17 protein-coding genes and 1 pseudogene are annotated in these 17,933 nt (G+C 70.5%); 13 read left to right on the top strand and 5 right to left on the bottom strand.

What is annotated here, in order from left to right; all coding sequences use genetic code 11:
- Together G6028_RS00500 and eccD are read right to left on the bottom strand one after the other, a co-directional pair.
- The coding region (locus G6028_RS00500) for a S8 family serine peptidase (protein WP_338404112.1) at positions 1-544 on the bottom strand (544 nt) is incomplete at its 3' end.
- Positions 545-825: 281 nt separating this feature from the next.
- Positions 826-2,364, bottom strand: coding sequence for a type VII secretion integral membrane protein EccD (gene eccD, locus G6028_RS00505; protein WP_182616043.1), 1,539 nt, complete (start codon positions 2,362-2,364; stop codon positions 826-828).
- Positions 2,365-2,584: 220 nt separating this feature from the next.
- Between eccD and eccCa the strand changes: the two genes are divergently transcribed.
- From eccCa to G6028_RS17520, 6 genes and pseudogenes are all read left to right on the top strand, one after another.
- Positions 2,585-6,586: a type VII secretion protein EccCa gene (eccCa, locus tag G6028_RS00510; protein ID WP_182657683.1), complete on the top strand. Its 4,002-nt coding sequence runs from the start codon at positions 2,585-2,587 to the stop codon at positions 6,584-6,586.
- A 5-nt stretch (positions 6,587-6,591) separates the two neighbouring features.
- A complete protein-coding gene (locus tag G6028_RS00515; RefSeq protein WP_179525895.1) occupies positions 6,592-7,401 on the top strand; it encodes a hypothetical protein in 810 nt (269 codons plus the stop codon).
- A 112-nt stretch (positions 7,402-7,513) separates the two neighbouring features.
- Entirely contained in the window at positions 7,514-7,834 is a 321-nt protein-coding gene (locus G6028_RS00520; protein WP_179525894.1) for a WXG100 family type VII secretion target, read from the top strand.
- Between the two features lie 28 nt (positions 7,835-7,862).
- Positions 7,863-8,156, top strand: a complete 294-nt coding sequence (locus G6028_RS00525; RefSeq protein WP_182616040.1) for a WXG100 family type VII secretion target — start codon at positions 7,863-7,865, stop codon at positions 8,154-8,156.
- A 193-nt stretch (positions 8,157-8,349) separates the two neighbouring features.
- Entirely contained in the window at positions 8,350-9,708 is a 1,359-nt protein-coding gene (locus G6028_RS00530) for an NAD-dependent succinate-semialdehyde dehydrogenase (protein ID WP_179525892.1), read from the top strand.
- A gap of 22 nt (positions 9,709-9,730) precedes the next feature.
- Positions 9,731-9,914, top strand: a pseudogene (locus G6028_RS17520) (sulfurtransferase); the annotation flags it as partial.
- A 24-nt stretch (positions 9,915-9,938) separates the two neighbouring features.
- Here G6028_RS17520 and G6028_RS00535 read toward each other — a convergent pair.
- Complete coding sequence (locus G6028_RS00535; protein WP_179526319.1) at positions 9,939-10,760, bottom strand: HpcH/HpaI aldolase/citrate lyase family protein; 822 nt, start codon at positions 10,758-10,760, stop codon at positions 9,939-9,941.
- A gap of 200 nt (positions 10,761-10,960) precedes the next feature.
- Between G6028_RS00535 and G6028_RS00540 the strand changes: the two genes are divergently transcribed.
- Positions 10,961-11,968 carry an ATP-binding cassette domain-containing protein gene (locus G6028_RS00540; RefSeq protein ID WP_179525890.1) on the top strand — a complete coding sequence of 336 codons (1,008 nt, stop codon included), beginning with the start codon at positions 10,961-10,963 and terminating at the stop codon, positions 11,966-11,968.
- Positions 11,965-12,831: an ABC transporter permease gene (locus G6028_RS00545; RefSeq protein ID WP_179525889.1), complete on the top strand. Its 867-nt coding sequence runs from the start codon at positions 11,965-11,967 to the stop codon at positions 12,829-12,831. The genes G6028_RS00540 and G6028_RS00545 overlap by 4 nt, the downstream gene beginning before the upstream one ends.
- 14 nt (positions 12,832-12,845) lie before the next feature.
- Here the strand turns inward: G6028_RS00545 and G6028_RS00550 are convergent, their stop codons facing one another.
- Together G6028_RS00550 and mftR are read right to left on the bottom strand one after the other, a co-directional pair.
- Positions 12,846-13,352, bottom strand: a complete 507-nt coding sequence (locus tag G6028_RS00550; RefSeq protein WP_182609471.1) for a hotdog fold domain-containing protein — start codon at positions 13,350-13,352, stop codon at positions 12,846-12,848.
- 81 nt (positions 13,353-13,433) lie between these two features.
- Complete coding sequence (mftR, locus tag G6028_RS00555; protein WP_182657685.1) at positions 13,434-14,024, bottom strand: mycofactocin system transcriptional regulator; 591 nt, start codon at positions 14,022-14,024, stop codon at positions 13,434-13,436.
- A gap of 98 nt (positions 14,025-14,122) precedes the next feature.
- On the opposite strand from mftR, the gene mftA reads away from it, so the two are divergent.
- The 5 genes from mftA to G6028_RS00580 form a co-directional block, all read left to right on the top strand.
- Positions 14,123-14,248 carry a mycofactocin precursor MftA gene (mftA, locus tag G6028_RS00560; RefSeq protein ID WP_422110512.1) on the top strand — a complete coding sequence of 42 codons (126 nt, stop codon included), beginning with the start codon at positions 14,123-14,125 and terminating at the stop codon, positions 14,246-14,248.
- A gap of 1 nt (position 14,249) precedes the next feature.
- The gene (gene mftB / locus G6028_RS00565; protein ID WP_179525885.1) at positions 14,250-14,576 is read left to right on the top strand and encodes a mycofactocin biosynthesis chaperone MftB; all 327 of its coding nucleotides are present in this window, start codon (positions 14,250-14,252) and stop codon (positions 14,574-14,576) included.
- Positions 14,573-15,805: a mycofactocin radical SAM maturase gene (gene mftC / locus G6028_RS00570; protein ID WP_179525884.1), complete on the top strand. Its 1,233-nt coding sequence runs from the start codon at positions 14,573-14,575 to the stop codon at positions 15,803-15,805. The genes mftB and mftC overlap by 4 nt, the downstream gene beginning before the upstream one ends.
- 55 nt (positions 15,806-15,860) lie before the next feature.
- Positions 15,861-17,084, top strand: a complete 1,224-nt coding sequence (mftD, locus tag G6028_RS00575; protein WP_182610384.1) for a pre-mycofactocin synthase MftD — start codon at positions 15,861-15,863, stop codon at positions 17,082-17,084.
- Positions 17,085-17,145: 61 nt separating this feature from the next.
- On the top strand, positions 17,146-17,933 hold a 788-nt coding region (locus G6028_RS00580; protein ID WP_182657687.1), incomplete at its 3' end, for a mycofactocin-coupled SDR family oxidoreductase.

Below are 17,933 nucleotides of genomic sequence, written 5' to 3' on the forward strand. Positions count from 1 at the left end.
ACCAGGCGGGCACCGCCACGGTGACGACGTCGTCCCATCCGTCGTCCCCGGGAGCGGCGGGATCGGGGTGGTCGGGGTTCTGGTCCCCACAGGTCTGACCGACGTTGCCCGCAGCCGCCACCAGCACGACGTCGTGGTCGACCGCGGCATAGCGGACCGCTCCACCGAGCGTGTCGTCGGCCAGCGCGGTACCGGCGGGAACGCAGGCCACCTCCGAGATGTTGATCACGCCGGCACCCGCGTCCACCGCCGCGCGGATCGCCCTCGCCAGGGAGGAGAGTGTGCCGACCCCGGATCCGACCGAGGTGACGTCGGATGAGCGTGCGGTCGACCTCAGGACACTGCTCGACTGCCGGATCGTGACGATCTCGACGCCCGGCGCCACACCGGAATGGCCCGAGTCGTCCTCGCTCGCGGCCAGCACCCCGGCCACCAGAGTGCCGTGCGCATCGCAGTCCTCCGTGCCGTCCCGGCCGGGGACGACGTCGCCGGCCCCACGAACACGTGGCAGACGGGGACCGGGGTTGACACCGGTGTCGATCACGGCCACCACCTGCCCCTCCCCCCGCCCGTGGATCCACGCCGCACTGAGATCGTCAACCGTCGCAGAGGCGGGCGGGGCGGACGGGTCGAGAACTGCAGCCGTGGTGCGACAGGGGCCGTCACGCCGCAATCCCGATTCGGCTGAACCGGGATCGATAGGGCCGACCTCCGGGACGGGACCGTCGATGGAGGGCCGCTCGAGCGCGGCCGCCACCTGACCATCGACAGAGTGCGCGGTCAGGATCGCCACGGTGGCCGCGAGGGGTACCAGCAGGCCCGACCTCATCGCTGACGGACGGTCGAGTAGACGTCCATCGCGCCCACGGCGAGCGGTACGAGCACGCATATACCGATCACCTCGATCGTCCCCACGGCGCGCAGCACGGCAGGGGAGAGTTCGACATGGGGGAGTGCCGTCGCCGCGACGACGACCGCTGCGGCCAGGGCGGCGGCCGCGGGGATCACCATCCCGACCGGCGACGGATGGGTGACGGCCGCCCCGAGCAGCAGGCCGGACGCCAGCGTCAGGGCCGATGCCAGCAGCACCGTCGTGTGCACCCGGTCGGCGTACCCGAGGCCCCGGAGGACCAACGTCAGGATCACGACCAGTGCCAGGGGAGCGGACCACCGGGTGGACGCGGGACCACCGGTCAGCGCCACGAGTGCCCCGGCCGTGCAGATCGCGCCCCCTGCGGCCAACAGGCCGGTGAGCCACGAACGTGAGGTGAGAAAGCGGTGCCTCAGGACCGCCGGTGTGGGTAGAGGTCCATGCGACCGTCGGTCATCGGCATGCCGCGCGCGCAGGTCGTGATCGACCTCGCCCAGATCCCCGGCCTCGACGTCCTCGCCCGGCGCCGGAACCGGGGGGATCGGGATCCGGGCCGCCGAGATCGACACGCCGGGTGCGGCGGTGAGCAGCAGCAGGCCTGTGAGGACGGCTCCGGCTCCGACGGCGTGCACGGGAACGGTGGTGTACGCGACGATCATGGCGGTGATCGCGCCCACCGCCGACACGAGGGCCAGAGCCAGGTAACCCGCCGCGAGACCGTACGACCGATCGTGGCCCGTCCGGAACACGGTGCACCGCAGCACACCGGCGAGGACCGCCCCGGCGGTGAGGCCACCCATCAGGTTCCCCGCTCCGCCGGGGGCCGCGCCGACCGTCCCCGCCGCGAGGACGGTGAACCCGTACGTGGACGCCCCCGCCACGGCGTGTGCGGAGACGGGGGCGGCGGTCCGGCGGAGTGCGAGGACCCCCGCGAGGCCGAGAGCGGCCAGTAGGGCGGCCACGAGAGGGGGCACGATCCCCCCGAGGTTCCACCACTGGCCGACGAGTGCGGCGACGGCGGCCACCACGGCCACCGCAGTCGTCGCGGTGGCCGTGTCGACGGCGTCGCGGCGACTCCAGACGGAGGAGCGCGCCACGTCCGGATCGGTGAGCCCCTGCAGCACGTCGTCGAACAGCGGCGCCGGAGTGGGCACGGGTCGGTGGTCCAGCACGAGGATCTCTCCGTCGTGCACACGTTGTTGCGCGAGTGTCTCGGAGACGGCCAGTGGTCCACCCGCCAACCTCGACAGCTGCCATGACCCGCTCGCGTGCCCACCCATCCGGGCGTCGACGTCCACACTCGAGGCGGGCCCCGCGGCCGCCCGGATCCGATCGCGGACCAGGTCCACGATCTCGGGGATCACGGCGACGAGCTCGAGATGGGCCGGCAGACTCAGATCCACTCGTGTCGTTCGGCAGACGATCGACACCCGACGCTGGTCGAGCGGCTCGACGCCCGAGGCGACGCCCCCGGGCTCGTCCCGCCCCGTCACGCCCTGTCCTCCCACTCGTCCCTGCCCACCCGGTCGCCGGCGGTGCCACCCTGGTCGGTTGACGTCCCCGTCACGACGTGCACTGCCCTAACATCGCGCTTCGACACGGCGACCATTGTCGACGGCGGGATGCTCCCGTGGGGGCCCCTCCTCCGGTTTCGGACGAGGAACGGGTCGTCGGGGACCGGGCGGCAGGAACTGGACGAGGAGGCGGGCGCGGATGGGCGACGTGGTCTTCACCCGCGGCGAGCGGCTCGAGGCCCCGGAGGTGTCGACCGGTGAGCTCACCCTCCAGGCCCCTCCGGGACTGCCCCGGCCGACTCCCAGGCCACTGGTGCAGATCGTTCTCCCCGTCGTCCTCGTCGTCGCCGTGGTCGGGATGGTCGTGGTGATGATGCGTACGGGGATGATGCGCAACCCGATGTTCATGCTCTTCCCCGTGATGATGGCCGTCTCCGCTGTCGGAATGCTCGCCGGCAGCCTGTCCGGTGGCAACAAGACCGGTGAGACCGACGAACTGCGGAAGGACTACCTCCGCTACCTGGGTCAGACCCGGGAGACCGTCCACGAGACCGTGGTCGCGCAGCGGGCGGCCGCACTGTGGCGACACCCCGACCCGGTGGAGCTGCCCGCGCTGGTCGGAACGCCACGGATGTGGGAGCGGGAGGAGGGCGACGCGGAGTACCTCACAGTACGACTGGGCCCCGGGCGGCAGTCCCTGGCGACCCGGTTGTCCGCCCCCGACACCGGTCCGGTCGACGATCTGGAGCCCGTCTCGGTCGTGAGCATGAGGCGCTTCGTGAGAGTCCACTCGGTGGTGGACGACCTGCCTGTGGCGCTGGAGTTGCGGGCGTTCGCCGCGGTCTCCCTGGACGGTGATGTGGACGTGGCGAGATCTGCGGTCAGAGCGGCACTGGCAGGACTCGTCGTCTCCCACGGTCCCGACCGGGTCCGCGTGGCGGTCGCCGCGAGCGAGGGGAACGCCCGCCGGGCCTGGGAATGGCTCAAGTGGCTCCCTCACCACGAACACCCGACGTACACGGACGGCGGCGGACGGGTGCGACTCACCGAGTTCTCACTCGCCGGGGTCGAGTCGATGCTCTCCGAGGACATCGCGGTGCGGCCCGCTTTCGGGACGAACGCGAGGGACGGTCGGGAGGTGCCTCATCTCGTCGTCATCGTGGATGGCGTGGGAGTCACCGGCGCCGAGCGTCTGGTGGCCGAGGACGGACTGGACGGCGTGACCGTTCTCGAGGTCTCCGGCAGTCGCGCCGGGCAGCTGCGCGACCTCGCGACCCGTCTCGGGTTGTGTATCCGGCTCGACGACGACGGCAGGGCGTCGGTACACACCGAATCGGGGGAGGAGGACATCGCGAGGGCCGATTCCATGAGCCTTCCGGAAGCGGAGCGGCTCGCCATGGCACTCGCCCGCTACCGACCCGCCGACACCGTGACACACGCCGACGGCTCCACTTCCACCAGGCGGGTCCCCGGTCTGCCCGACCTGCTGGGGATCGGGATGGCCACCCGCGTCGACCCGGCGGTGGCGTGGCGACGTCGCGGCGAACGCGACCGCCTGCGCGTCCCGGTGGGGGTGAGCCCGGATGGAGCCCCCGTGGAGCTGGACCTCAAGGAGGCCGCGCACGGCGGAATGGGCCCGCACGGCCTGTGTGTCGGCGCGACAGGGTCCGGGAAGTCCGAGTTCCTGCGCACCCTCGTCCTGGGTCTGGTCGCCACGCACGACCCGGACGCGCTCAACCTGGTGCTGGTGGACTTCAAGGGCGGGGCCACGTTCCTCGGACTCGAGTCGCTGTCCCACGTGTCAGCCGTGATCACCAACCTCCAGTCCGAGATCACCATGGTCGACCGGATGCGGGATGCGCTCGAGGGCGAACTGAACCGGCGACAGGAGGTGCTCCGCGCCGCGGGCAACTACGCGGGTGTGGGCGACTACGAGGCGGCGCGGGCGAGGGGAGCGCAGCTCGATCCCCTGCCGGCACTGGTGATCGTCGTCGACGAGTTCTCCGAGCTGTTGTCCTCCAAGCCGGAGTTCGCGGAACTGTTCCTCACCATCGGGCGTCTCGGGCGCAGTCTGCACATCCATCTGCTGTTGGCGTCTCAACGGCTCGAGGAGGGACGATTGCGCGGTCTCGACAGTCACCTGTCCTACCGGATCGCCCTCAAGACGTTCTCCGCGACCGAGTCCCGCACCGTCCTGGGTGTGACCGACGCCTATCACCTGCCCGCCACGCCGGGCGCGGGCTTTCTGAAGGTCGATTCCGGCGAGCCGGTGCGATTCGACGCCGCCTACGTCTCGGGGCCCCATCGAGAGGATCGTCGACGTGACGGCTCCTCTGTCGCCGTCCCGGTCGCCCGCGCCACAGTGCGTCCGTTCACGTCCTGGTACATGCCGGTGGCCGCTCCCGCCCCATCGGCGGCCGCCGTCCGACGCGACGCGCCAGTCCCCGACGACCGGGATGAGGAGACGAGTCTGCTGGACGTCCTCGTCGGTCGGCTCGCCGGTCACGGAAGACCCGCACACGAGGTCTGGCTCCCGCCTCTGGGGGCCGGCGCAGCCCTGGACACGGCGGTCGGAACAGAACCGACGGTGTCCAGCGACGAGAGCCCGCCGAGCCTGCGCTTCCCGATCGCCGAGGTCGACCTGCCGTTCGAACAGCGTCGAGCCTCCTGGGTCGTGGACCTCTCCGGGGCGGACGGCAACGTCGCGGTGGTGGGCGGGACGAGGTCGGGCAAGTCGACCACCCTGTGCACCCTGGTGCTGGCCGCCGCGGCGACCACCGGACCCGACCGGCTCTCGGTATACGTCGTGGACCTCGGTGGCGGGCTTCTCCAGTCGGTCGCCGAGCTCCCCCATGTCGGTGGTGTCGCCAGGCGCGGCGAGGACGAGAAGATCCGTCGAACGGTCGCGGAGGTTGGCGTCGAACTCAAGCGCCGGGAGGCGGCGTTCCGCGACGAGGGAGTGACGTCCGTCGACCACGCCCGCCGCCGGCTGATCGGGCGCGACGGTCGGTCGATCGCCGAGTATCCCGAGATCCTCTTGGTGATCGATGGCTGGCAGGCGTTCCGGACCGAGGTCGAGGACCTGGAACAGCTCGTGGTGGGGCTCGCCGCGGACGGCCTGTCCTACGGCGTCCACGTCGTCCTGTCCGCAGCCCGCTGGGCCGACCTCCGGCCGGCGCTGCGGGACGCGCTCGGTACCCGTGTCGAACTCCGGCTGGGTGATCCCACGGATTCGATGATCGACCGCCGGGCGGCGATGACCGTCCCCGCCTCTCCCGGCCGGGGGTTGACCCGCGAACGCCACCACATGCTCGTCTACCAACCCCGGCTCGACGGACTCGTCGACCCGGATGGCATCGCCGACGCCACCGTCTCGGCCTCCCGGCACCTGGCGCAGCGGTGGCGGGCCCTGGTGGGCCCCGTCAACGCGGCGCCGGTCAGAATGCTCCCGGAGGTCCTGCCGTACGCCCAACTCGCGGGTCTGGCGCGCCCGGGTCCGGACGGCACACGGACGCGGGTGCCTCTCGGTGTGGACGAATCCGACCTCAAGGTCGTCTACGCGGACCTCGAGGCGGACCCGCTGATGCTGGTGCTCGGCGATTCGGAATGCGGCAAGACCTCTGTTCTCCGGGCCGTCACCCGGGGGCTGGTCGCCGGCAACAGCCCACAGGCGGCGAAGGTCATCGTGGTGGACTACCGCCGCACCATGCTGGGCGAGATCGAGGGCGATCATCTCGCGGGATACGCCGCCACCGAGACGGCGCTGGTGCCGATGGTCGATCACCTGGTCCAGATCCTCGAGGGCCGGATGCCCGGCGTCGGGATCACGCCGGAGCAACTACGCGCCCGCTCGTGGTGGAACGGTCCGCGAATCCACCTGATCGTCGACGACCTCGACCTCGTCATCACCGGTGCGGGGAACCCGCTGTCCGCGCTGACCCGATTCCTCCCGCACGCCCGCGACATCGGGTTCTCCGTGGTTCTCGCGCGGAGGACCGCGGGTTCCTCGCGCGCGCTGTACGACGGTCTCGTGGGAGGGATCCGGGACCTGGGCGGCGCCGGCCTCATCATGTCCGGGAGCCGCGAGGAGGGCCCCCTTCTCGGAGGAGTACGTCCCACCCACCTGCCGGCGGGTCGGGGCAGGCTCGTCACCCGCAACGGGGGCGTCCGACTGGTGCAGACCGCACTCGCGGAACCGTGACCCCCGTGGGCGCGACCATCGCGGTCGATCTCTCCTGTTCCGGACTGTCGGTGGCGTCGGCGTCGGCGTCGACCGTTCTCTCCCCGGCGGTCGCGCCCACCTCCGTCCTCGCAGGTGCAGACGGTTCCGCGCTACCACCCGGGGGCGATCGGATCGAGTGCTCCGAGCGGGTCGACTCCGTCGCCCTCCGGCACCCGGACCGTTGTCTGCCGGACCCGCTGGCGGGCGCTCACCGGGATCGCACCGACGTGGCCGGGCTCTCCGTCCCCGTGGAGGAACTCCTGGCGGCTCCGGTCTCCCGGGCCCTGCGGTGGGGCGCGGCGGGGGACGGAGACGGAGTGGTGCTCATCGTTCCCAGTGGGTGGGGCAACACCCGCTCCGCCCGATTGGCATCCGCTGCGGAGGGCCTGGGTGTGTCACCCCACATCGTCCGCGCGGCGCTGGTGACCGCCGAGGCGCTGCCCTCATCCTCGGCCCGCTGGGCGGTGTGCGTGGAGGCCTGCGCCGCGAGGACCACTGTGAGCCTCGTCGAACGCACGCGGGGGGAGCTGACCCTGATCGACCGGACCATCGTCCACCGGTGGGATCCGTGCCGGGATTCGATGCGCGACGACGAGGTGCCCCGTGTGCTCGAGGCGGTGACCGCGCTACGGCGTGGGCGGCGGGAGGCGGGCACCGGCTCCACCGAGATCCTGGCCCGCGGACGCAACGCCGAGCGGGTGGTGGACGCCTGCGATCAGGCGCGGTTGCTCTCCTTCGTCGTTCCGGATCTCGCTCCGGTCGAGGCCGCTCTCCGGTTACACGAGGGAGTCTGAGTCGCCCCCCCGGGTGGTCGTCGTGGCGGATGGAACCGAACCCGGCCCCGGGGACGTCGAACACTGTGACGGACCCAGGAAGGGGCCGCAGGACCACAAAGGGGAGGACGAGATGGCCGGTTTCAACACCCACATCGGGACCATGGACACCGCGGCCAGACGGGTCGACGACGTGAACACTGAGATCGATCGACTGCTCGGGAACGTCCGGGATTCGGTGTCGCAGCTCGGAGGGTCGGTGTGGCGGGGTGCGGCCCAGGCCCGGTTCGCGACGATCATGGCGGAGTGGCAGCAGCAGAGCACCAAGCTCAACACCGCCCTGGCGGGAATCTCGGAGACCATGCGGACCAACAGCACGTCGTTCGAGGCCGCCGATCAGGACTCCGCGCAGGCGATCAGCCGGGTCGGCGCCTCCGGCCCTCTGAACATCTGACCACCCACCTCCAGTCGGGAGAATTCTCATGACCTCAGGACAGATCACCTATAACCACGGCCCGATCGAGGCGCTCGTCGGCCAGGTCGGTTCGGCGTCAACGGCGCTGCGCACCACCCTCGACGATCTCAGGGCGTACCTCGCACCGCTCGTCGCCGAATGGGAGGGCGACGCCGCTGTCGCCTATCAGGCCCACCAGAACGACTGGGACCAGGCCGCCGCCGCCCTGCAGGCGATGCTCGCGGAGATCTCGCGGGCAGCGAGTCAGGGAAACCAGGGTATGGCGGATGCCGACCGTCGCGCCGCCCAGGGATGGGCATGACGGCCCCTTTCCGAGTGGCCTCACCCTGAGTGGAGGCACAGCGGCGCGGAGTCTCGGTCACCGTCGGTGTGATGACCGGGCTCCGCGCGGCCGCCGCACCCCCCGACCGGATGCAGGCGAGGCAAGGCTGTCCTACCGTCGGACGTAGAGCCGGGTCGATCACCCGGCGGACGCGAACCACGGGAGGACCCACATGTACGTCACCCACGATCCGTCAACGGGAACGACCGACAGCCAGTACGACCAGACCGACGACGTCGACGGGATCCTGTCCACCGTCACCGAGGGGTTCACCTCCTGGCGCGCCACCGACGTCGCGGAGCGGGCGCGGATCCTCCTGGCGATCGCGGACGCCTTCGACGAGCACGCCGACGAGCTCGCCAAGGCCATCACCACCGAGATGGGCAAACTGCCCGACCAGGCGCAGGGGGAGGTCAAGCTCGCCGCCTCGATCTACCGCTGGTACGGCGAGCACGGCCCCGCGCTGCTGGAGCCCGAGACGCTGGACGTGCCGGGCGCCCGCCTGAATCGCGTGACCCACGAACCGGTCGGACCCCTGGTCGGCGTGATGCCGTGGAACTACCCCTACTACCAGGTGGCCCGGTTCGCGGCCCCCAACCTGCTCCTGGGCAACACCATCGTGCTCAAGCACGCCAGCATCTGCGCGCGCTCCTCCGCGGCAATAGAGAAGGTGCAGCGCGCGGCCGGGCTTCCGGAGAACGCGTACGTCAACGTCTACGCCTCCAGCGACACGGTCGCCGAGATGATCGCCGACCCCAGGATCAAGGGCGTCTCGCTCACCGGCAGCGAGGGCGCCGGCGCCGCCGTGGCCAAGGTGGCGGGGGAGAACCTCACCACCAGCGTTCTCGAACTGGGCGGCTCGGACCCGCTCATCGTCCTGGACACCGACGACCTGGACGAGCTGGTCGAGACCGTCGGCAAGGCGCGGCTGTCGAACTGCGGCCAGGCATGCAACTCGCCCAAGCGGATGTTCGTTCCGGCGGACATGAAGGACGACTTCGTGGGCAAGCTCCGCGACCTGTACGAGGGGACCAAGGTCGGCCCCGCGGCCGACGAGGGAACCGGGCTCGGACCGCTGTCCTCGGAGGACGCCCGCGACGGGGTGGTCGAGCAGGTCGAGCGCGCCGTCGAGCAGGGCGCGACCCTCGTGACCGGAGGCCGCGCGATCGATCGACCGGGTGCGTTCATGGAGCCCACCGTCCTCACCGGCATCACCCCGGAGATGGACGCCTACACCGAGGAGATCTTCGGCCCCGTCGCCATGGTGTACGGCTACGACTCCGTCGACGAGGCCGTGCGCGTCGCCAACGACACGCCCTTCGGCCTGTCCGGCTCGGTGTGGGGGGCCGACACCGACAAGGCCTCCGAGGTGGCCGAGAAGCTCGAGGTCGGGATGGCCTACGTCAACGAGCACGGCACCACCATGGCCGGCCTGCCCTTCGGCGGCGTCAAGCGCTCGGGCTACGGCCGCGAGCTGGGCCGCTGGGGCCTCGGCGAGTTCGTCAACGTACGGCTGCAGCGGGTCCACTGACCTCAGTGCAGCGACGCGTTAGCTTCGCCGCGAGTTCGAGGCCGCGGGCCTGCTCGACGACCGGACCGTCGTGACCTACTGCGGCGACCGGGGTCGCGCACGCTCTGGCGCTCGTCGGCCGGGAGGACGTCGCGGTGTACGACGGCTCCATGACCGCCTGGGCCGGCGATCCGGAACTGCCGCTTGTCACCGGCGACTCGCCCCTTGAGCTGACTCGCCCCCGAGGCGGGTCAGCGCGCGACGGCGTAGGCCTGCGCGAGGTGCGCGATCTTCTGCGCGCGGGCCAGCCGCGGAAGGTCCGCGCCGTCGCGGCACCGCTCGCCGCCGGGCCCCAGTTCGTCGATCACTGACTCGGCCCACGAGACGTCGGCGGCCGAGGGGGACAGGACCTCGTTGATGTACGGGGCCTGGTCCACCCGCAGGCACAGCTTGCCGGTCATGCCCATCTCGACCGCGTGCTCGGCGGCGTCCATGAGGACCTGGGTGTCGTTGGAGATGGTGGGCCCGTCGATCGGCGGAGCCACGCGCGCGACCCGGCTGGACACCACGAACTGCGACCGGGTGTAGGCCATGGCGATCTGCGAGGACCCGATCCCGGTGTCGCGGCGGTAGTCACCGATGCCGAACGCCAGGCGCACCACCTGGTCGGTCTTGGCGATCTCCGTGGCGGCGGCCAGACCGTCGGCGGACTCGACCAGGGCGACGATCGGGGTGTCCGCGGCCAACCGGGCGGCCGTCAGCGAGACGTGCTCCGGGTTCTCGGTCTTGGCCAGCATCACGCCGTCGAGGCCGGGGCAGTGGCCCAGGGCCATGAGGTCCTTCTCCCACTCGGGGGAGCGGACGTCGTTGATCCGGACCCACGCGTGGTTGCCGGCCTCGAGCCACTGGCGGACCTCACGACGAGCGCGTTCCTTCTCCGACTGGCGGCACCCGTCCTCGACGTCCAGGACGACGACGTCCATCTCGGAGTTCACGGCCGCGTCGAAGCGCTCGGACTTGTCGGCAGGCAGGAGCAGCCACGAACGGGCGATCGTCGGCGGGATGGTCGACATGGGGCTCATGGGTACCGGTCATCCTTTGTTCGAGAGACGGTTCGCCGCGGGACGCGAGACGTAGCGCGGCAACCTCCCCACGATACGTTGCCCCGGTCGTGGCGTTCCACACGGTGACCAGCAAGCCATAGGACGCGATCGGTCCTCATTGGCGGACCTGCGTATTGACTACCGTTTCCCGGCGCGGCACTCTTTGGCGAGTGAGTACCAGACTGGCGTCCGACGCCCCGGCGATCGAGGCGGAACACCTCGTCAAGAAATTCGGCGACTTCACCGCCGTCGATGACATCTCCTTCTCCGTCCCCACCGGATCGGTCCTCGGACTGCTGGGGCCCAACGGGTCCGGCAAGACCACCACCATCCGCATGATGACGACCCTGAGCCCGCCCACCTCCGGCACCGCCCGCGTCGCCGGGCACGACGTGATGGGTGCCCCGGCCGAGGTGCGCAAGGCCATGGGCCTGACCGCGCAGGCGGCCACCGTCGACGAGCTGCTCACCGGGCGCGAGAACCTGCGCCTCATCGGGGACCTGTACGGCCTGCCCAAGAAGATGGTCAAGACGCGCGCCGACGAGCTACTGGAGAAGTTCTCGCTCAGCGACGCCGCGACCAAGGTCGCCAAGAGCTACTCCGGGGGCATGCGGCGCCGGCTCGATCTGGCGGCCAGCCTCGTCGCGGCCCCGCCCGTGCTGTTCCTGGACGAGCCGACCACCGGGCTCGACCCCCGCTCGCGCAACGAACTATGGGACGTCCTGCGCGACCTGGTCCGCGACGGAACCACACTGTTGCTCACCACGCAGTACCTCGACGAGGCCGATCAGCTGGCCGACCGGGTGATCGTCATCGATCACGGCAGCGTCATCGCCGAGGGCACCCCGTTGCAGCTCAAGGACCGCTCCGGTGCGGCCAGCCTGGTCATCACCGTCTCGAGGCCGGACGACGTCGACGAGGCCGTCCGCGTCCTCGACGGCCGGATCGGGGAACTGCACGTCGACCGCGACGCGCGTCGGCTCACCGCGCCGTCGGAGGGCGTCTCGGCGCTGGCGGGGATCGCCACCGCGTTCACCGACGCCGGCATCGAACTCGACGACATCGGCCTGCAGCGCCCCAGTCTGGACGACGTCTTCCTGTCCCTCACCGGACGCAGGGCCGAGGACACCGCGGACGCCGCGGACGTCGAGACCATCGAACAGGAGAACCGGGTATGAGCACCGTCGCCGACCCCACCCACACCTCGGCCACCCACGAGCGGTTCGCGATGCCGGTCCGTCACGAGGGGCCGCCGCTGAGCCGGCAGATCTCCGCGCTGGTGCGCCGCAACCTCTTCCACATCCGGCGCCAGCCGGAGAACCTGGCGGACGTCACCATCCAGCCGGTGATGTTCGTCCTGTTGTTCGCCTTCGTCTTCGGCGGCGCGATCGCGGTGGCCGGCGGCGTGAACTACCGCGAGTGGCTGCTGCCGGGCATCATGGCGCAGACCATGGCGTTCTCCTCGTTCGTCGTGGCCGCGGGACTGTGCAACGACCTCAACAAGGGGATCATCGACCGCTTCCGGACCCTGCCCATCCAGCGAGCGTCGATCCTCATCGCGCGTAGCGCGTCCAGCCTCATCCACTCCTCCATCGGAGTGGTGGTGATGTCGCTGACGGGGCTCGTCGTGGGGTGGCGGATCCGGAGCGGGATCGTCGACGCCGTGCTGGGCTACCTCATCCTGCTGGGCTTCGGGTTCGTCATGATCTGGATCGGGATCGTCGTGGGCTCCCGGCTCAAGACCATCGAGGCGGTCAACGGTGTCATGTTCACCACGATCTTCCCCATCACGTTCCTCGCCAACACCTTCGCGCCCCCGGAGTCGATGCCGTCGTGGCTGCGGCCGGTCGCCGAGTGGAACCCGCTGGCCTCGGTCGTCCAGGCGATGCGTGAGCTCTGGGGCAACGCCCCCGCCGTCGGACCGGATGCCGCGCTGCCGTTGCAGCACCCGGTCCTGGCGTCACTGTTGTGGATCGTGGGGCTGACGGTGATCATCGCCCCGATCGCCGTCAAGGCCTTCGACGCCCGGACCCGCGACTGACGCGCCCGCGACCGTCAGCGCTTGGTCTTGGGGGAGACCCGGATGGTGATGGAGCCGACCACCGGTTCGACGCCGGCGTCGTCGACGAAGCGCAACGGGACGTCGATGTCCTGCCCGCTGGTGATGGCCGAGAAGTCGGGGATCTCGGTCCACTCGGCGGTGACGGTCAGGCCGCCGGTCGACATGGCCGGGTAGCGCACGTTCATGCCCACGGGGATCCACCGGTGGGTGGCCGGCACGGTGGCCTCGGCGAGCACGCCCATCGCCATCTCGGCCAGGTTGAGGGCGGCGATCACGTGGAAGGTGCCGATGTGGTTGCGGTTGCCCCACCAGCCCGGGCCGCGCACCTCGCAGCGTCCGGGCCGCACGTCCACCACGTGCGGGAGGACGGTGCGGAAGTAGGGGGCCTTGAGGCTCACGGCCGCGCTGAACAGGCGCGAGCCGAAGGGCAGCCGGGTGGCCTTCTGCCAGAGGCGGTACGTCTGGGTGGGTGCGGGCTGGACGGGTGCGGTGTCGGTCATCCAGCCGATATTACTCCCCGGTAGGTTCCGGGTGTCGCGCACCGCCTGACGCACCGCGGTGCCCACCGCCGGCCCGCCGCCTCAGGCCAGGATGCACGTCCCCTGCCTGAGGAGTTCGTGGAGCCGGGCCTGGTCGGCGTCGGGCTCGTCGACCCAGCGCCGGTACGCCGAGAGGGCGATCCCGAGCGCGGCGTGAGCCGTGGCGGCCGGGATCAGATCGTGCACGGTCTCCCCGCGACGCGCGGCCACGAACTCCGCGACGGCCCTCCGCCAGTCCGCGTACATCAGCGTCGAATGGGCCTGGAGTTCGTCCACCCCGAGCAGTAGTCCCATCCGCAGGCGGTGCACCTGGGTCTCGGAGTCCGGGAAGGTGTTGAACGCGACGAGCGAGTCCGCCAGCGCGTCCCGGAGCGGGGTCGAGCCGGGGATCTCGGCCAGCTGTCGCCGCATCCCGTCCATCTGCACGTCGAACTCGCCCCACGCGATCGCCGCCTTCCCCGGGAAGTACCGGAAGAGGGTCCGCCGGGAGATGTGTGCGGCCTCGGCGATCTCGTCGACGCTGGTCGCGTCGTATCCCTGGCGCGCGAACAGCCTCAACGCCACCGCCACGATCGAGGCGCGCGTCGTGGACGGTCGTCGCCCGGGGACGCGACTGTCGTCAGACTCCGACATTCCCATGATCGACAAGCCTAGAGCCATCCCGGACGCGGACCGTGCATTGACCATTGCAATTGGCACTAGGTGCCAATATGATGCAGGTCTCACCTGGAGTGGTGAGGAACCCAACCGCGTTGACGAGAGGAACCGCCGTGGAGAACACCCAGAACACCGAGGTAGTGCTGGAGGAGGCCCTCATCGAGGAGGTCTCGATCGACGGTATGTGTGGGGTCTACTGACATGACCTCCGCAGCAGCGCCGGCCGGCGCCGGACAGGACGCCGCGCCCGCGGCCTTCGATCTCGACGCCGGCTGGCGCCTGCACCCCGGAGTGGCGCTGCGTCCCGAGCCGTTCGGGGCCCTGCTCTACCACTTCCACACCCGCAAGCTCAGCTTTCTCAAGTCGCCGACCATCGTCGAGGTGGTCCGCATCCTCGCCGACCACCCCACCGCCCGCGCCGCCTGCGCGGCCGCCGGTGTACCGATCGACGACCCCGGGACCGCCCGCCTGTACCTGCACGCGCTCGGCCAGCTCGCCGCCTCGCGCATGATCGAGGAGACCTCATGACCAGCACGCTCAGCCGCCCGGCGGCCCCCGCCCCCGTCGGCCGCCTCGTGGACCAGTTCGAGCGCGGCCTCGACGCCCCCATCTGTCTGACCTGGGAGCTCACCTACGCCTGCAACCTCGCGTGCGTGCACTGCCTGAGCTCCTCGGGCAAGCGCGACCCCCGCGAGCTGAGCACCGAGCAGTGCAAGGCGATCATCGACGAGCTGCAGCGCATGCAGGTCTTCTACGTGAACATCGGCGGTGGCGAGCCCACCGTCCGCCCCGACTTCTGGGAGCTCGTCGACTACGCGACCAGCCACCAGGTGGGCGTGAAGTTCTCCACCAACGGCGTGCGCATCGACGAGAAGGTGGCGCAGCGACTGGCCGCGAGCGACTACGTCGACGTGCAGATCTCCATCGACGGTGCCACCGCCGAGGTCAACGACGCGGTCCGCGGCCCGGGCTCGTTCGACATGGCGGTCCGTGCCCTCGAGAACCTCAAGAACGCCGGCTTCACCGACGCCAAGATCTCGGTGGTGGTCACCCGCGAGAACGTGACCCAGCTGGACGAGTTCAAGGCCCTGGCGGACAAGTACGACGCCACCCTTCGCATCACCCGCCTGCGCCCCTCCGGCCGCGGAGCGGACGTGTGGGACGACCTCCACCCGCTCCCCGAGCAGCAGAAGGACCTCTACGACTGGCTGGTCGAGCACGGGTCGAACGTCCTCACCGGTGACAGCTTCTTCCACCTGTCGGCCTTCGGCGACGGCCAGGGCTCGCTGCCCGGCCTGAACCTCTGCGGCGCGGGCCGCGTGGTGTGCCTCATCGACCCGATCGGGGACGTCTACGCCTGCCCGTTCGCGATCCACGAGGAGTTCCTCGCCGGCAACATCGTCTCCGACGGCGGCTTCGAGAGCGTCTGGCAGACCTCGGAGCTCTTCCGCGAGCTGCGTGAGCCCCAGTCGGCCGGGGCCTGCGCGTCCTGCAACTTCTACGACAGCTGCCGCGGCGGCTGCATGGCGGCCAAGTTCTTCACCGGCCTGCCCATGGACGGGCCAGACCCGGAGTGCGTCCAGGGCTACGGCGAGGGACTGCTCGCGGCCGAGCGCAGCATCCCCTCGCCGTCACAGGACCACTCCCGGGTCAAGGGGCTGGCGGCGCGCAAGCAGCCCACCGGCCCGGTCCCGCTGACCCTCGTCACCACCCCGCCGCGCAGGCCCACCAGCCTGTGCGACGAGTCCCCCGTCTGAGTCGGCCGGCCGACCCGCCACCGCCCACGTCCTCCCCCCGAAGGAGCCCTCTCCCGTGTCACGCCTGTCGAAGATCGCCGAGGCCAACCCCTGGCGCCGCAACCCCTGGTTCGAATCGGTCGCCGAGGCCCAGCGCCGCGCCAAGAAGAAGCTGCCCCGGAGCGTCTACATGGCGCTGGTGGCCGGCAGTGAGCAGGGCGTGACGATCGACGACAACACGGCCGCGTTCGCCGAGCTGGGTCCCAAGCCGCACGTGATCGGGGCCAAGGCCGAGCGGGACATGGCCACCACGGTGATGGGGCAGCCGATCAGCCTCCCGGTGATGATCTCGCCGACCGGGGTCCAGGCCGTGACCCCGGACGGTGAGGTCGACGTGGCCCGCGCGGCCGCCGCGCGCGGCACCGCGATGGGACTGAGCTCCTTCGCCTCCAAGCCGATCGAGGAGGTCATCGCCGCGAACCCGCAGACCTTCTTCCAGGTGTACTGGCTCGGCGGCAAGGAGAAGGTCCTCGAGCGCCTCGAGCGGGCCAAGGCCGCCGGCGCCGCGGGCGTCATCCTCACCACCGACTGGTCGTTCTCCATGGGGCGCGACTGGGGCAGTCCGACCATCCCGGAGAAGCTCGACGCCAAGGCGATGCTCACCCTCGCCCCGGAGATCGCGGTGCGTCCGCGCTGGGCCGCCGAGTGGGCGCGTGACGTGGTGACCAACAAGCGTTTCCCCGACCTGACCACGCCGAACCTCGTGCACCAGGGCGAGATGGGTCCGACCTTCTTCGGCGCCTACGGCGAGTGGATGGGTACCCCGCCGGCCACGTGGGAGGACATCGCGTGGGTCGTGGACAACTACGACGGGCCGGTCATGCTCAAGGGCATCACCCGCATCGACGACGCCCGGCGTGCCGTCGACGCCGGCGTCAGCGCGATCTCGGTCTCCAACCACGGTGGCAACAACCTCGACGGCACCCCGGCCTCGATCCGCTGCCTCGCACCGATCGTCGACGCCGTCGACGGTCAGGTCGAGGTGCTGATGGACGGCGGGATCCGGCGCGGTTCGGACGTGGCCAAGGCGCTCGCCCTGGGCGCCCGCGCCGTGATGATCGGCCGCGCGTACCTGTGGGGCCTGGGCGCCAACGGCCAGGCCGGCGTGGAGAACGTCCTGGACGTCCTGCGCTCGGGCCTGGACTCCAGCCTGATCGGGTTGAGCAAGTCCTCGATCTCGGAGCTCACCAGGGATGACTACGTGATCCCCGACGGGTTCATGCGTCGCCTGGGAGAGTGACCCGGTGGGCGGTCCGCCGGGCCTCCCTGTTACGTCCGTAGAGGAAAAGGAACCACAGTCCATGGGAGACTTCGACGGCAAGGTCGTCTACATCACCGGCATCGCCCGCGGCCAGGGCCGCAAGCACGCCATCCGTTTCGCCCGGGAGGGTGCCAGTGTCATCGGACTGGACCTGTGCGCCTCGCCGTCCGAGCACGTCGGCTACAAGGCGGCCACCGAGGACGACCTCGCGCAGACGGTCGAGAAGGTCCGCGCGGAGGGCGGGGAGATCCTCGTCGAGATCGGCGACGTCCGCGACCTGGCGTTCCAGCAGGACCTGGTCGCCCGCGGGGTCGAGCAGTTCGGCGGCCGTCTGGACGTGGTGATCGCCAACGCCGGCATCTGCAACTGGGGCAAGGTCTGGGAGATCGACGAGCAGCAGTGGCAGGACACGATCGACATCAACCTCACGGGGTACTGGAAGACCCTCAAGGCCACCATCCCGCACATGCTCGCGGCGGACAACGGTGGATCGATCGTCCTGGTGAGCTCCGTCGCCGGACTCAAGGCCATGCCGGTCCAGTCGCCCTACTCGGCCTCCAAGTACGGCGTGGTGGGCCTCGCGCAGACCGCGGCCAAGGAGCTCGGTGAGCACCGGATCCGCGTCAACACGATCCACCCCTACGGCGTGCTGACCCCCATGGGTGCCGACGACCCGGCGGCCCACGACGTGTTCACCAACATGCCCCAGTTCCTCCCGCACTTCACGCCGATCCTGGGGATGGGCATGGCCACCACGGACGACATCTCCGACTCGGTGCTGTTCCTGGCCTCGGACGCCTCCCGCACCATCACCGCGTCGACGTTCAC

The sequence above is a fragment of the Dietzia cercidiphylli genome (assembly GCF_014145145.1).
Classification (GTDB): domain Bacteria; phylum Actinomycetota; class Actinomycetes; order Mycobacteriales; family Mycobacteriaceae; genus Dietzia; species Dietzia natronolimnaea.